The organism is Amycolatopsis sp. VS8301801F10, assembly GCF_046195355.1.
Lineage (GTDB): Bacteria > Actinomycetota > Actinomycetes > Mycobacteriales > Pseudonocardiaceae > Amycolatopsis.
Genome location: NZ_CP176065.1, coordinates 8,907,833 through 8,923,021, shown reverse-complemented (window position 1 = coordinate 8,923,021; position 15,189 = coordinate 8,907,833). Strand labels below are relative to the sequence as shown.

14 protein-coding genes are annotated in these 15,189 nt (G+C 67.7%); 8 read left to right on the top strand and 6 right to left on the bottom strand.

Going from position 1 to position 15,189, the window contains the following annotated elements; translation table 11 throughout:
• Positions 1-164: 164 nt before the first annotated feature.
• On the bottom strand, positions 165-1,253 hold the full coding sequence (locus tag F9C11_RS40870; RefSeq protein WP_409187089.1) for a C40 family peptidase: 1,089 nt from the start codon (positions 1,251-1,253) through the stop codon (positions 165-167).
• 395 nt (positions 1,254-1,648) lie between these two features.
• Entirely contained in the window at positions 1,649-2,596 is a 948-nt protein-coding gene (locus F9C11_RS40865; RefSeq protein WP_409182674.1) for a nucleoside hydrolase, read from the bottom strand.
• Positions 2,597-2,648: 52 nt separating this feature from the next.
• Here F9C11_RS40865 and F9C11_RS40860 point away from each other — a divergent pair, with 52 nt between their 5' ends.
• Both F9C11_RS40860 and F9C11_RS40855 read left to right on the top strand, forming a co-directional pair.
• Positions 2,649-3,404, top strand: a complete 756-nt coding sequence (locus F9C11_RS40860) for an acyltransferase (RefSeq protein ID WP_409182673.1) — start codon at positions 2,649-2,651, stop codon at positions 3,402-3,404.
• 65 nt (positions 3,405-3,469) lie between these two features.
• Positions 3,470-3,814 (top strand): nuclear transport factor 2 family protein, encoded by a 345-nt coding sequence (locus tag F9C11_RS40855; protein WP_409182672.1) that lies wholly within the window; start codon positions 3,470-3,472, stop codon positions 3,812-3,814.
• Between the two features lie 296 nt (positions 3,815-4,110).
• On the opposite strand, the gene F9C11_RS40850 is transcribed toward F9C11_RS40855, so the two are convergent.
• The 3 genes from F9C11_RS40850 to F9C11_RS40840 form a co-directional block, all read right to left on the bottom strand.
• Complete coding sequence (locus F9C11_RS40850) at positions 4,111-4,356, bottom strand: GrpB family protein (RefSeq protein WP_409187088.1); 246 nt, start codon at positions 4,354-4,356, stop codon at positions 4,111-4,113.
• Positions 4,353-5,609: a threonine ammonia-lyase IlvA gene (gene ilvA / locus F9C11_RS40845; RefSeq protein ID WP_409182671.1), complete on the bottom strand. Its 1,257-nt coding sequence runs from the start codon at positions 5,607-5,609 to the stop codon at positions 4,353-4,355. Before ilvA ends, F9C11_RS40850 begins: the two co-directional genes overlap by 4 nt.
• Before the next feature lie 61 nt (positions 5,610-5,670).
• Positions 5,671-7,095: a short-chain fatty acyl-CoA regulator family protein gene (locus F9C11_RS40840; RefSeq protein ID WP_409182670.1), complete on the bottom strand. Its 1,425-nt coding sequence runs from the start codon at positions 7,093-7,095 to the stop codon at positions 5,671-5,673.
• A gap of 229 nt (positions 7,096-7,324) precedes the next feature.
• On the opposite strand from F9C11_RS40840, the gene aceA reads away from it, so the two are divergent.
• The 6 genes from aceA (at position 7,325) to F9C11_RS40810 (ending at position 13,480) form a co-directional block, all read left to right on the top strand.
• Positions 7,325-8,614 carry an isocitrate lyase gene (gene aceA, locus F9C11_RS40835; protein ID WP_100266719.1) on the top strand — a complete coding sequence of 430 codons (1,290 nt, stop codon included), beginning with the start codon at positions 7,325-7,327 and terminating at the stop codon, positions 8,612-8,614.
• 71 nt (positions 8,615-8,685) lie between these two features.
• Positions 8,686-10,290 carry a malate synthase A gene (gene aceB / locus F9C11_RS40830; protein WP_409182669.1) on the top strand — a complete coding sequence of 535 codons (1,605 nt, stop codon included), beginning with the start codon at positions 8,686-8,688 and terminating at the stop codon, positions 10,288-10,290.
• Between the two features lie 846 nt (positions 10,291-11,136).
• The gene (locus F9C11_RS40825) at positions 11,137-11,454 is read left to right on the top strand and encodes a DMT family transporter (protein ID WP_409182668.1); all 318 of its coding nucleotides are present in this window, start codon (positions 11,137-11,139) and stop codon (positions 11,452-11,454) included.
• Positions 11,455-11,488: 34 nt separating this feature from the next.
• Entirely contained in the window at positions 11,489-11,893 is a 405-nt protein-coding gene (locus F9C11_RS40820; protein WP_409182667.1) for a DMT family transporter, read from the top strand.
• Positions 11,894-12,036: 143 nt separating this feature from the next.
• The gene (locus F9C11_RS40815) at positions 12,037-12,819 is read left to right on the top strand and encodes an alpha/beta fold hydrolase (protein ID WP_409182666.1); all 783 of its coding nucleotides are present in this window, start codon (positions 12,037-12,039) and stop codon (positions 12,817-12,819) included.
• Positions 12,820-13,018: 199 nt separating this feature from the next.
• Entirely contained in the window at positions 13,019-13,480 is a 462-nt protein-coding gene (locus F9C11_RS40810) for a MarR family winged helix-turn-helix transcriptional regulator (protein WP_409182665.1), read from the top strand.
• A gap of 68 nt (positions 13,481-13,548) precedes the next feature.
• Here the strand turns inward: F9C11_RS40810 and F9C11_RS40805 are convergent, their stop codons facing one another.
• A complete protein-coding gene (locus F9C11_RS40805; protein WP_409182664.1) occupies positions 13,549-14,802 on the bottom strand; it encodes a glycosyltransferase family 4 protein in 1,254 nt (417 codons plus the stop codon).
• Positions 14,803-15,189: the final 387 nt, after the last annotated feature.

Genomic DNA, 15,189 nt, shown 5'->3' with positions numbered 1-15,189 from the left:
CGCGCCCTCGGACTCCGGCCCATCGCTGCTCACCAGCCGACCGCTCCAGGCTCCCACTCTCTCGCCACTAAACGGCGAAAGCCCACCCACCACGAACTCTATGCGGAAACACCCTCACCACCGCGAGGCGGCACAGCTTCCCTCCCGAGACGCCCCCGCGCAGGTCAAGCAGTCGGCCGCCCCGCCCCCGCGTAGTCGTCGCCAGGCTTCCGATACGGATGGACCTGCACCGCCTGCCCAGTCTGCGGCGCGTCGATCATCTGCTGATTCCCGATGTAAAGCCCGACGTGGTGGATCTTCGTAGCGGGCGCACCGTAGAAGATCAAATCGCCCAATTGAGGTTCGCTCACATGGGGAACGCTGCGGAACTGCGTGTCCGCCGTCCGCATCAGCTTGACGTTAGCGCTCGCATAAGCCGCGGTGGTCAAACCGGAACAGTCGAACCCAGGGTCGGCGTCGCGAGTGCCGTTGCCGCCCCAGACGTACGGCAGCCCGATCTGATCGATCGCGAAGTCGACCGCCGTAAGCACCGCCGGATTGGGCGGCTGATCACTCTGGCCGACCGTGCCGTAGACGTTGGTAGTCGCAAGAGTCCGATGCAGCACGACCGGCGCCGGCTCTAACGTGGCGACCCCGTTCCACCAGTCCGTCGCCAAATCGCGGCCATTCGCGCAGAGCGCACGCCCAGCCGTGAGCGCCGAGTCGTCGATGTTCTGGATATCAGGCTTGCCGCCGGACGCACTGCGCTGCCACTTGCTCCACACTGCGGGGGAGAGCTGCAAGGGCCCGGCCGCCCCCGGTGTCGACACCGGCCGGTGATAAAAGTCGAGAACCTCCACCGTGCCAAGCGGTTTCGCGAGAGTCCCGTTTTCCCCGACTCGATCACCCTGCGCCCGCCCGTGATCGCTGGTGACCTTCCCGATCGCAGCGAGAGTGATCCAAGACAGGTGACAGCCAGGCTGTTCCTTGCTGAGCGTGACGGTCGCCTGCGCATACCCGTTCATCGCCCGCAACGGAATGTCGAGCCACTGACTAGTCCGCGAAGCCCACGCCCCGAACTCCCCAGCCCGCGGCACCCCAGGCTGAGTAGGCACCACAGACGTCGGCGCAACAGAGGCGGACGACGAAGCACTGGGCCCCAACGACGACGTCGCCGCGACACTTCCGGAGTCCGCCTCACCGACACCGCCGCCCGGCAAAACCCGCACCGCGACAACCAACGCCGCCACAACCACCACAACCGCCGCCAACACCACCGCGGCGCGCCGATTCCGTGCGAGAAAACCCTGCCCCGCAGAACGCGCGCCCGCTTCGCCCTCCGATGCCCGCGCCGATTCGCCACTAAATGGCGACTCGCTGGTCAACGCAGTCGCATCACCACCCCGCGACGACTGACCCGCTAACCCCGAGGTCTCGTCACTCAGCGGCGACACCCTGGTCGATGTCGGATTTTCGCCTACCGCCGCCGACGAACCAGCCACAGACGAGCCACTCGGGCCAACTGTTTCGCCGTTCATTGGCGAGAGCTCGTTCTCGGACGGATCGCCGGAGCTACCCGTCTTGCCGTTCAGCGGCGACGCCCCGCCCGCGGCCGAACCACTCGAGCCAACCGATTCGCCATCCAGCGGCGACCCCCCGCCCCGCTCCATCACCGGCCCCCGGCGAGTCTCGACAGCACGAACTCCCGCAGCGCGTCCAGCTCCGTATCCACCGCCACCTCGACCGGCCGTCCCGTTGACCTGCTCGGCACCGCCCGCCGGTCGACGATCGTCATGCCTCGGGTCGGGCCGAAGCCGGAGTCGATGTCGACCGGGTAAGTCTCCGTGTGCAGGAGACCCGGACGGATCGCCTCGGCGACGGCCACCGCGTCGTGCAGGACGATGCCTTCGTAGCCGAGCACCTGCCGGTAGTGCGCGAGGTAATCCGGCGTGAACGAGTTCAGCGCCTGCCCGATCGGGCCGGACGCGGCGAGTTTCGCCAGCCACGTGCTGTCGACCGCGCACCGGTGAGTGAGGTCGAGGGGGACCATCACGCACGGGACGTCGTCCTCGGCGAGCACGCGCCGTGCCGCGTCCGGGTCGGCCCAGATGTTGAATTCGGACACGGCGGTCGAGTTGCCGAGCGTGATCGCGCCGCCCATCAGCACGATTCGCGCGATCTTCGAACGCACACCGGGGTGGGCCGCGAGCAGGGCGGCGATGTTCGTGAGCGGGCCGATCGGCGCGATGGTCACCGGTTCGTCCGAGGCCTCGAGCAGCGAGACCATCAGGCTGACCGCGTCGGACTTCTCGAGCGGGCGGGTGGCGTCGGGCAGCGAAGCGGCGTGCCCGGAAAGTCCGTCGGAGCCGTGCACGGTGCTCGACCGGTGCAGTTCGCGGTAGAGAAGGGGCCGTGCGGCACCCGCGGCAACCGGTACGTCCGGGCGGTCGCACAACTGCAGCAGCCGGCGCGCGTTCGAGGTTGTCGTGGTCAGCGGAACGTTGCCGAAAACCGTCGTCACGGCCAGCAGGTCGACGTCCGCCGACCTCGCGGCCAGTGCGATCGCGAAAGCATCATCGACGCCGGGGTCGGTGTCGATGATCAGCTTGGTCCCCATCCTGCTCCCCTTGCCTGTGGCCGGCCGTCATCCACAGGTTACGGTCAGAGGCATGACGTCGATGTGGGGTGCGCCCGCGTTGTCGCGCGTGCGCGCCTGGCGGCGGGCCCGGCGGGACCCGCACCAGGCGAAGTTCCTGACGGCCGACTCGCTGCGCTGGGTGCTGCGCAACCGCGCGTACACGCCGTGGTACCTCGTGCGCTACTACCGGCTGCTCAAATTCCGCATCGCGAACCCGCACATCATCCTGCGCGGCATGGTGTTCCTCGGCAAGAACGTCGAGATCCACTGCCGTCCCGGATACGGCCGGATGGAGATCGGCCGCTGGGTGCACATCGGCGACGGCAACGCCATCCGCTGTCACGAGGGGTCCCTTCGCATCGGCGACAAGTCGGTGTTCGGGCGGCAGAACGTGATCAACTGCTACCTCGACATCGAGCTCGGCGCCGCCACGCTCGTCGCCGACTGGGTGTACATCTGCGACTTCGACCACGTGACCGCGGACATCCACGTGCCGATCAAGGACCAGGGCATCGTCAAGTCGCCGGTCCGGATCGGCCCGGACACGTGGCTCGGCACGAAGGTCAGCGTCCTCAAGGGCACGCGTGTCGGCCGCGGAAGCGTGCTCGGCGCGCACGCGGTGGTGCGCGGTGACATCCCGGACTACTCGATCGCGGTCGGTTCACCAGCCCGGGTGGTCCGCAACCGCGAGGACGACTACGCCGCGGATGCGGCCCGGCGCGAGGCGGTCGCCGACATGGCGCGCAAAGCGAACAAGGCACTGCAGAAAACGCTCGGCGACAGCTGACGCAGCCATCCCGCGAGTGGAGTCCGGCGGCGAAAATGGCCTGACAGCGTCGATAGCCTCGCCATATGAGCGAAGCCCTGGATCGGCACGTCGCCGCCTTCAACAACCGTGACCTTCAAGCGCTCCTCGACGGCTTCACCGACGACGCGGTCTGGATCACCGGCAGCAGCGTCGCGCGCGGACGCGACGAGCTCACAGAGTTGTTCAGCGGTGCGATGGAACAACTTCTCCCGACGTTGACGGTCGAGAACGTCCTCGCGGACGGTGACCAGGTCGCCGCCCAATTGACCGAACGGCTCACCCACAACGGCGAGGAGCACGTTTTCGCCATCGCCGGCTTCTATCGGTTGTCCGGAGACCGCATCAAGTCGGCGAAGATCTACCGCGAGGGCAGCGCCGAGCTCGACTGAACGGTGTTGCCGTTTTTTGGCGAATCGCGCTGACCTGCGTAAACGATCCCGTATCAGGCTCGATCAGCCGCTCGGTGGCAGGAACCGAACTGTCTGACTGCCCTCGGCCGAGGCCGCCGATGAGAGGGCTCCGACAGTGGCGTTGCCGTTACGTCGGCGATGAAAGCGGTCTTCGCTACGGTGTAAGCGGCGCGGTCGGTACGGAAGCGAGGGGCGAGTGAACGCTTCAGCGTCGCTCACCGGTGAGCGGTGTCCGGGGGCGCAGGAAGCCCTGAACGCGAGTACCCGGGCGAGATTCACATTGTCGGCGGCGCAGGCGTAAAGGCGATCCGGGTGGGGTTCCGGGAGGCCGAGCGAAGTCTATCGGCCAGGAATGCCGAGATCGCCTTCGTACCGGTAGCCGATTCGCCGCAAACTGGCGACAACAGCGGGCGGGTCGTCGCGGGGGTAGCGAGCTCGATGATCGGTTTAGCGGTCAGGCCGGGGACCGCGGTGCTGCCAACATGCTCGACGCGCCGCGCAAGTGCGCAGCGGCGTCTCAGAGCAGGAAGTGGAACAACGGACTCCCCGGCTCCACCCGCTCCACCTGCAGCGGACTCTTCCCCAGCCGCGCCAGGAGCCCCGGCAGGTCCGCACGTCGCGGGATTTCGACGCCGATCAGCGCCGGGCCGATCTCCCGGTTGTTGCGCTTGATGTACTCGAACCGCGTGATGTCGTCCTCCGGACCGAGGATTTCGTCAAGGAAACGTCGGAGCGCCCCGGGTTCCTGCGGGAAGCTGACCAGGAAGTAGTGCTTCAGCCCCTCGTGCATCAGCGAACGTTCGAGGATTTCGCTGTACCGGCTGACGTCGTTGTTGCCGCCGGACACGACGCACACCACCGTCTGCCCCGGCTCGACCTGAACGCTGGTTCCGAGCGAAGCGGCCGCGAGCGCACCCGCGGGTTCGGCGATGATGCCGTCCGACTGGTACATCGACAGCATTTCCGTGCACACCGCGCCCTCGTCGACGGACGTCAGCTCCGCTCCGCTGTCCCGGATCAGCGGGAACGTCACCCGGCCGGCCTCGCGCACCGCGGCACCGTCCACGAACGGGTCGACCGCGTCGATCCGCACCGGTTCGCCCGCTTCGAGAGCCGCTGCCATGCACATCGCACCTGCCGGTTCGACGCCGACGACCCGGATCTCCGGATGCCGCTCGCGCACCCACGTCGCGATCCCGGCCAGCAGCCCGCCGCCGCCAACCGGCACCACCAGGACATCCGGCACGAAGCCGAGCTGCGAAACCACTTCAAGCGCGACAGTGCCCTGACCGGCCACAGTGCGCACGTCGTCGAACGCCGGCACGAGCGTCGCCCCAGTGCGGTGGGCGTCGTCTTTCGCCGCGGCGAAAGCGTCTTCGTACGTCTCGCCGACAACGATGACCTCAATGTGCGCGCCGCCGAGCGCCGCAATGCGCTCGCGCTTCTGCCGAGGCGTCGTGCCCGGCACGTACACGCGACCATTCGCCCCTAAACGGCGACACGCGTACGCGACACCTTGCGCGTGGTTGCCCGCGCTCGCGCATACGACACCGCGCGCCCGCGTCTCCGCGTCGAGCTGCACGATGAAGTTGTACGCGCCGCGGATCTTGTACGAGCGGACCGTCTGCTGGTCTTCGCGCTTAAGCCAGACGCGCGCGTCTACGCGGGACGAGAGGCGCGCGTTGGGCTCTAGGGGCGTGCGTGTGACCACGCCCGCGAGCCGTTCGGCGGCCTGCTCGACCAGTTCTGCGTTCACCGTGTCGATGTCGTGCACTCGGGTGAATGTACTTCGCACCCGGTGAACACGTCCGGGGCACTCACGTCACCGACCGCGTTCACGTCTTCGGCACCGCCGGGTACGGGACGAAGGTGCTGGTGTTTTCGTCCACCGTGAGCGGTTTGCCGATCGCCGGAAACGCGCGTTGCGAACAGGCGGGCCGGTCGCACACCTTGCACCCCATGCCGATCGGCGTCGCGGCGGCGGGTTCGTCCAGGTCAAGGCCGGTCGAGTAGATCAGCCGGCCCGCGTGCCGCAGTTCGCAGCCGAGGCCGACGGTGAACGTCTTGCCCGGACTGCCGTAGCCGCCGATATTGCGCGACACCGTCCGCGCGACCCAGAAGTACCGCTTGCCGTCGGGCAGCGCGGCGATCTGCGTGAGGATCTTGCCCGGCGAGGTGAAGGCCTCGTAGATGTTCCACAGGGGACAAGCGCCGCCGACGCGGGAGAAGTGGAAACCCGCCGCCGACTGGCGTTTCGACATGTTCCCGGCCCGGTCGACCCGCACGAACGAGAACGGCACGCCGCGCTGTTTTGGCCGCTGAAGAGTCGACAGCCGGTGGCACGTGGTCTCGAACCCGACGCCGAAGTGGTCGCAAAGCCGCTCGATGTCGTACCGGAACTCCTCGGCCGCGGCCAGGAACGGGCCGTACGGCAGGATCAGCGCGCCGGCGAAGTAGTTCGCCAGGCCGACGCGCGCGAGCGTCCTCGCGGCCGGGCCGGAAAACGCCCACGAATCCGCGAGTTCGGTGATCAGGTCGTCGTATTCCAGCAGCGCGATCTGGGACGCCATCCGGAACGCCTGCTGCCCGACGCGCAGGCTTGGTGCCAGCCGCAACACCCGCGTCGCCGGTTCGTACCGATGCTGTTCACCTGCGGATTCGTTGATGCCCTCGTTCGTCACGTCGACGCCGTAGCGCTGCCACAGCCGTTCCTTGAGCGACCCGAGCACCGACCCGCGCCGCAGCGGGATCTGCGCGGCCATCTTCTCCGCCCGCTCGTCCAGTTCGGCGACGTAGTTCTCCCGCTCGTAGAAGAAGTCGCGGACCTCCTCGTGCGGCAGCGGCGCGGCGGCGCTCCCGTGCAGGCCAAGGCCGTTTTCCGTGGTCAGCGCAGCGGTGCTCTCGACGGCGTTGCGGTAGCTGCGGTGCAGCTTCACCAGCGCCTGTGCGATCGACGGCAGGTTGCTGGCCAGGTCGTTCAGCTCGCTCATGGTCGCTTCGACGCCCACAGCCTCGTCGAGCAGGGCTTCCTTCACGTCGGCGACGAGCCGCGAGGTGTCGTTGTTGGCGAAGAACTCGGTGTCGACCCCGAACGCCTGCGTGATCCGCAGCAGCACGGGCACGGTCAGCGGGCGCGAGTTGTGCTCGATCTGATTGAGGTAACTGGGTGAGATCTCGAGCACACGGGCGAGATCCGCCTGGCTCATCGACCGGCTTTCGCGAAGATGCCGCAGCCGCGCCCCGGCGAAAGTTTTGTCCATGAGTGCTCCGTCCGGCCGGAAGGTTTCCGGGCCTGAACGATTACGTGAACGATCAAGCCCGCGAATTTTCGCTGCGGTTGCGAACCGCTGATTCGCAACCTTTGCAACATGCTAGGCAAACTTCGCAGAAATTGGCAAATTGGAGCGGTAGACCAGGTTTTCCTGCTCGTGTCAGGGTCGGGACCAGGCAAGGCGAGCAATCGCAAACTTCGCAACACGGGAGAGTCCGATGACCGAGCAGGCCAATCAGCTCGAGCAGGCGGCGGCCGAGCTGGCCGAGCAGTGGAAGACCGACCCCCGCTGGGCGGGTGTCCAGCGGACCTACTCCGCCGCCGACGTGGTGAAGCTTCGCGGTTCTGTCGTCGAAGAGCACACCCTCGCCCGCCGCGGCGCGGAGAAGCTGTGGGAGCTGCTGCACAGCGAGGACTACGTCCACGCGCTGGGCGCGCTCACCGGCAACCAGGCCGTGCAGCAGGTGCGCGCCGGCCTGAAGGCCATCTACCTGTCCGGCTGGCAGGTCGCCGCCGACGCCAACCTCGCCGGCCAGACCTACCCGGACCAGAGCCTCTACCCGGCCAACTCGGTCCCGGCCGTCGTCCGCCGCATCAACAACGCGCTGGGCCGCGCCGACCAGATCAACTGGGCCGAGGGCAACGGCGACATCGACTGGTTCGCCCCGATCGTCGCCGACGCGGAAGCCGGCTTCGGCGGTCCGCTGAACGCGTTCGAGCTGATGAAGGGCATGATCGCGGCCGGTGCCGCGGGTGTGCACTGGGAAGACCAGCTGGCGTCGGAGAAGAAGTGCGGCCACCTCGGCGGCAAGGTCCTCATCCCGACCAAGCAGCACGAGCGCACCCTGAACGCCGCCCGGCTCGCCGCCGACGTGCTGAACGTGCCGACCCTGGTCGTCGCCCGCACCGACGCGCAGGCCGCGACCCTGCTGACCAGCGACGTCGACGAGCGCGACCGCAAGTACCTCACCGGCGGCCGCACCTCCGAGGGCTTCTACGAGGTCAACAACGGCATCGAGCCGTGCATCGACCGCGGCCTGGCCTACGCGCAGTACGCCGACCTGCTGTGGATGGAGACCTCCACGCCGGACCTCGAGGTCGCCCGCAAGTACGCCGAGGCGATCAAGGCGCAGTACCCGGACCAGATGCTGGCCTACAACTGCTCGCCGTCGTTCAACTGGAAGAAGCACCTCGACGACGACACCATCGCGCGGTTCCAGCGCGAGCTCGGCGCCATGGGCTACAAGTTCCAGTTCATCACGCTGGCCGGTTTCCACGCGCTGAACTACTCGATGTTCGACCTGGCGCACGGCTACGCCCGCAACGGCATGAGCGCCTACGTCGACCTGCAGGAGCGCGAGTTCGCTTCGGAGGAGCGCGGCTACACCGCGACGAAGCACCAGCGCGAGGTCGGCACCGGCTGGTTCGACCTGGTGTCCACCGCGCTGAACCCGGAGAGCTCGACCACCGCGCTCAAGGGTTCGACCGAAGAAGACCAGTTCCACTGACGCACCCCCGCGGGCCGGCGATTCCGGTCGCCGGCCCGCCCCCTTCCTTTCCCCCTTCGCGGAGGTACGAGATGGCTGACACGTTGAACACCCGCCTCGAGGTCACCGGGCCCGCCGATGGCCGGTTCGCCGAGATCCTCACCCCGGCAGCACTGGACTTCGTAGCCAAACTCGACAACACCTTCGCCGGACGCCGCCGCGAACTCCTCGACGAGCGCCGCCGCCGTCGCGAGCGGCTGCAGTCGGGGGAGGAGCAGCTGGACTTCCTGCCCGAGACGCGATCGATCCGGGCGGACGAGAGCTGGCACGTCGCCCCGGTCGCGCCCGGCCTGGAGGACCGGCGCGTCGAGATCACCGGCCCGACCGACCGCAAGATGACGGTCAACGCGCTCAACTCCGGCGCGAAGGTGTGGCTGGCGGACTTCGAGGACGCGACCTCGCCGACCTGGCACAACGTCATCGACGGCCAGCTCAACCTGTTCGACGCCATCCGCCGCAACATCGACTTCACCACCGAGGCCGGCAAGCGCTACACGATCGGCGACGACCCGGCGACGATCGTCGCCCGCCCGCGCGGCTGGCACCTGGTCGAGAAGCACATCCGCATCGACGGCCGCCCGGTTTCGGCGAGCCTCGTGGACTTCGGCCTGTACTTCTTCCACAACGCCCGGCAGCTCCTGGCCCGCGGCAGCGGCCCGTACTTCTACCTGCCGAAGCTGGAAAGCCACCAGGAAGCGCGGCTGTGGAACGACGTGTTCCTGCTGGCGCAGAAGGAACTCGGCATCCCGCGCGGCACGATCCGCGCGACCGTGCTGATCGAGACGATCACCGCGGCCTTCGAGATGGACGAGATCCTCTACGAACTGCGCGAACACGCGGCCGGCCTGAACGCCGGACGCTGGGACTACATCTTCAGCGTCATCAAGAACTTCTCGGCGCACGGTGCCGACTTCGTGTTGCCGGACCGCGCCCAGGTGACGATGACGGTCCCCTTCATGCGCGCCTACACCGAACTGCTCGTCAGCACCTGCCACCGCCGCGGGGCGCACGCGATCGGCGGCATGGCGGCGTTCATCCCGAGCAAGGACCCGGTCGTCAACGAAAACGCGCTGGAGAAGGTCCGCCAGGACAAGGAACGCGAGGCAGGCGACGGCTTCGACGGCTCGTGGGTCGCGCACCCCGGCCTGGTCCCGGTGTGCCGCGAGGTGTTCGACCGCGTGCTCGGCGGCTGGCCGAACCAGCTCGGCAAGCTGCGCGAGGACGTGAAGGTCGACGCTGCGGACCTGCTCGACGTCGCGAGTGCCGGCGGCGAGGTCACCGAAGCGGGGGTGCGGGCGAACATCAACGTCGCCCTCCGCTACATCGACTCCTGGCTGCGCGGCACGGGTGCCGCCGCGATTCACAACCTCATGGAGGACGCCGCGACGGCCGAGATCGCGCGGTGCCAGGTGTGGCAGTGGATCCGCAACGGCACGAAGCTCGAGGACGGCACGGCGCTGACCCACGAGCTGGCCGTCGAATTCCTGGACGACGAACTGGCGAAGGTCCGCACCGCCCTCGGCCCGTCGGCCCGCCTCGACGACGCCCGCGAGATCTTCACCGAAACCGCCCTCGGCGAAAAGCTGCCGAGCTTCCTCACGACGGTCGCCTACGCCCGCTACCTGACCGAGCGGTGACAGGCTCCGGTCGCCAGTGACCTGACCACCGGCGACCGGTTACCCAGCACCACTTTTTGGGAGGGTGCTGGGACGGGTCCGGTGGCGGAGGCTCCCCGCCACCGGACCCGGGTCTTTCCGGACCCGCGCTCTTTCGCCGCTGAGTGGCGAGAGGCGCGGGTTTCGGTTTTCGCGGGGTTCTTGGCGCTCCCGGGCTGGGGCTTTGCTTAGCCTGCTTCCGGTTTCACTCGGCCCCCCGCTCGTGCCCGTTTGGAATCTCGGATGCTGCTCGAGCTGTTGCCGTGGTCGCTCAGCGGCGAATCCCTGCCCAGCGCTAGACCTCGCTCAAGCACGACCCTCGTGCCCGGACTTCATCCGCTGCCGGTATTCAGTTCGGACGGGCCATCCGACCCCGCCGTCCGACTCACCCGAACCGCCCTGAGCCCATGCCAGGTTAGCCTCGTCCGCGCCGTCCAATCGGAGCCCGGCCCCGTTTAATCGCGCCCAGTCGTCGTGCTCGCGAGCCGAACGATCCCGCCGAAAGTCCGCCTCCCCCCCCTGTCCTGCGAGTGTGAACGGGCCGCGCCGAACGGGCTGCGCCGAACTCTCCAGTTCCAACCTCGCTCGCCCGAACCGCTGTTGCCGCTCAGTGGCGAATACCTGGTCAACGCCACTTTCCCAGCATCGATCACCCGGGTAGCCACCGCGACTCGCTTCCGCTCGAGCCACCCTCGACAGCGCCCGCCCACCCGCCGACACCCCTTGCTTATTTGATTCGACATACATATATTGCACATGTAACTACCTGGGGAGCGTCACCGGCGAGTGGCCGGGCAGCTTCCGATCCGACTCGCACCCGGAGAAACCATGCACTGGCTTTACCTCGGCATCGCCGTGTTCTTCGAGATCGCCTTCGCGCTCGGAGCCAACGCCACGGACGGATTCACCAAGCTGTGGCCGTCGGTGTTCACGCTGGTGATGGCAGCCGGCGGCATCTTCTTCCTCAGTCGAGCCCTGCTGACCTTGGACGTCGGCGTCGGCTACGCGATCTGGACCGGTCTCGGCTCGGTCGGCATCGTCCTGCTGGGCGCGCTGATCTTCAAAGAGAAGCTCAGTTGGCGCAAGCTCATCGGCTTCGGCCTGGTGGTCGTCGGCATCGTTGGCCTCCAGCTGACCGGTGCCTGACCACCGTCTTCCCGCTCCCGAAAGGATTTCCGCCATGTCCGTTCAGCCCGAAGCCGCACCGATCATCGTGCAGGGAAAGGCGCAGACCACTCGCCGCGCATGGGGCATTCTCCTCTTCGCCGGAGTCTGCGAAATCGCGTTCGCCGTCAGCACGGACGGCAGCCGCGGCTTCACCAACCTGCCGTGGTCGATCGCCACGGTGGTCGCCGCCGCGGCAACGATCTTCACGCTCAGCCTGGCCTTGCGCACCATCGACGTCGGCGTCGGCTACGCGGTCTGGACCGGCATCGGCGCGAGCGGTGCCGCGATCTTCGGCGCGATCATCTTCGGCGAAAGTCTGGGACCGCTGCGCATCCTGTTCCTGGCAGTGATCATCGCCGGAGTCATCTGCCTCAAACTCGCCGGCGGCTCAACCGATTCGGCGAAGACCGACGACTGACCGTATCCACCCCGACGTCCCACCGAACCCCATCAATCGGCACGGAACTCGCCAATTTCCGGCCAACGCGAAGACGTTTGTCACTACGCTGCACCGGCGCGGCACCACTGTGTGCGACGAACCTGGAGGCCAGCCGAATGCCCATGGCGACAGTCAACGACCGCCCGATCTTCTTCGCCGACACCGGGGGAGACGGACCGGCTTTGCTCCTGGGCCACGGCTACTTCCTGGACCACTCAACCTTCTCGCCGCAAGCAGCGGCGCTCGCGCCGGAGTGGCGTCTGATCACCTGGGACGCCCGCGGCCACGGGCAAACCCCAGACGAGTCCGACGCGCCGTACACCTATTGGGACCAAGCCAGAGACGCGCTCGGCCTGCTGGACCACCTGGGCATCGAACGCGCCGTCGCAGGTGGACTGTCCCAAGGAGGCTTCACGGCACTACGGATTGCGTTGCTGGCACCCGAACGTGTCGCAGGCCTGGTGCTGTGGGACACCGAAGCGACACCGTGCGATCCAGCCGACAAGGCAGCTTACAGCGAAATGTTCGCCGCCTTGCGCGAATACGGCCCAATTGATGACCTCATCATACCCCTGTCGACGCAACTGCTTGGAGAATCCCACCTGCGTGCCGAACTACGCGCACGATGGCGTGCCGCACCCGCGCTCCCGCTCGGCCTGGCTGCGCACTGCCTGCTGGAGCGAGACGACGTCTCGGACCGCTTGAACGAAATCACCTGCCCGCCGTTGCTGATGTGGGGCGAACAAGACGTCTCACTCCCGCGCGACCGCATGGACCTGCTGAGCGAACGCCTCCCCAACGCCAGCGATGTGCAGGTAATCCGCGGCGCGGCCCACACGCCGACCCTGACGCATCCAGAGCAGGTCAACCCGTTGCTGCGGCAGTTCCTGCAGACATTGGCCTGACCGACTCCGCCTGGCCACCCAGGTCACCGCAACCAGAATGCCGAGTCCTCGCACCGGTTCAACACCACCCAGATCAACCACGGTTCAGGCGATGAGGGCCTTGACGAGCGCCCAATTGCATGCACGCACATGTGCTATACAAGAGGTCTCGGCGTCACTTCTCGATGCCGGACAAGGCTTTGCCGGAGAGGTCGTTCGCGTGACCACCACACCTTCCCCTGGCCGCAAGCAGGCAGGGGCGAAACTCACCACCCTCGGCGCGATGTGGCCCCGCATGGTGGCACTGCGCAGCCGCATCGACCACGAGGTCGAACAGGCCTTGCAACGGCAGCTGCACCTGGGTTTCTCGGAATTCGTCGCCCTCATGTCGCTGGCCGGTCGCCCCGACGGCGAACTTCGCATGCAGGAACTCGCGGACGCGACGTCGCTCAACCAAAGCTCCGCGACCCGCCTGGTCGGCCGGCTGGAGCGGACCGGCCTCACCGAACGCCGTCTCTGCGAGCACGACCGCCGCGGCGTCTACACCGGAATCACCGACGCCGGACGAACCACGTTGCGCAAAGCCGTCCCGATCTACGAAGCCGCGCTGGCGAGCGCTTTCGACCGGATGGCAGCAGACCCCGACTACCGCGACCTCATCGCCGCCGTCGACCCGCGCTGAACAAGCACTCTGACCAGGCATTCGCCACTGAACGGCGAATCCCGCGAACCGCGGCTGGCCGGCGTTTCCTACACCTCGAACGCGTTGCCGGTCGCGATCTTGGGCCGTCCCAACTCTACCGGCTCGCCGACTCGAGCCTTCCGGTAAACCTCGACGGTCGCCTCCGCGATCCGCCCCCAGTCGAAGTCCGCACCAAGGCGGGCCTGCGCCGCACGCGCGCGCCGGGTCGCGGCCGGAACGTCGCTCAAGACCGTCACCACGGACGAGGCGAGGCCAGCGACGTCACCCGGTGCGAAAGCCAAGCCGGTCTCCCCGTCGATGACCACCTCGCCGAGCCCGCCCGCGGTCGACGCCACCAGCGGTGCTTTCGCCGCGGCAGCCTCCAGCGCGACGATCCCGAACGGCTCGTACCGGCTCGGCAGCACGACCGCGTCGGCCGCGGCCAGGAGAGCGCGCAGGTCGCGGTCGGAGAGATGGCCGACGAAGTCCACCGCCCGGCGAATCCGCAGCTTGCGAGCCTGCGCGACAAGTTCGTCGTGATGTCGCCCTTTTCCGGCGACGACCACCCGGGTCCCGGGGAACCGGCGGCGGATCCTGGGCAACGCCGCGAGCAGGTCTTGCACGCCCTTTTCCCACTCCAACCTGCCGAAGAACAGCAGGAACGGAGCGCCGTCCGGACTGTGCTGCTCCCGCATCCTCGCGACTTCGCCGGACGACACCCGCCAGCTGCGTCCCTCGATGCCGTTGTGGATCACCGCGACGTCAGCCGGGTCGATCTCGAAGAGGTGCGCGACTTCCTTGCGCATGGCCTGCGAACAGGTGATCACCGCGTCGGAGCGGTTGGCCAGCCACCATTCGACCGAATGCACCTGCTGGTTGAGCGGATGCGACAGCCACCCCGAATGCCGCCCCGCCTCAGTCGCGTGAATCGTCCCGACGAGCGGCACCCGAGCAGCCTCGGCGACCGCGATCGCCGGATGGGTGACCAGCCAGTCGTGCGCATGCACGACGTCGGGCTGCCACGTGCGCAGCAAATCTTGCGCCGCCCGGATCATGGCGTGGCCCATAGCGAGTGTCCACGCGACGAGGTCCCGCTCGAAAGTCAGGTGCATCGGGTCCTCGGCGACGCGGACGACCCGGACCCCCTCGATGACCCGATCGCTGCGCGGATGCGTCGAGGCGTCGGTGCCCGCGGTGTGCCGGCAGAGGACGACTACGTCGTGGCCCTGCTGCGCGAGATGCCGCGCCAGCGCGTGCACGTGCCGGGCCAGCCCGCCGATGACCACCGGCGGATACTCCCAGGACAACATCAGCACGCGCATGGCCCGAGGTTACTCGCCAGTCGCTTACCCCGGGGCGGCCGCCCGAACGACCGGCGCAAAGCTTCGTCGCCACCTGGCGAAAAGCTGCTGGAGCCGGACAGAAACGGCTGGTCAGAGCGTTTCGCCAAAAAACGGCAACAGCTCCACCTCGTCAGTCGGCCAACCCGTGACGACCACATCCGCGCAGCTCAGCACCCTGCCCGCGCAGCATCGAGCGACGCAAGTTCCCAGCAACGGCCGGCTGCCGCGACGAGCGCTCCCACTCACCGTCGCTCGCCTCGTGAGCGCTGGGGCGAAGGCGCTCGCCAGCGGCTGACCAGCTATTAGCCACTGAGTGGCGAATCGGTAATCGGCGGCGGTGGCTCCGCTCTCGTCGGGGTGAGGAAG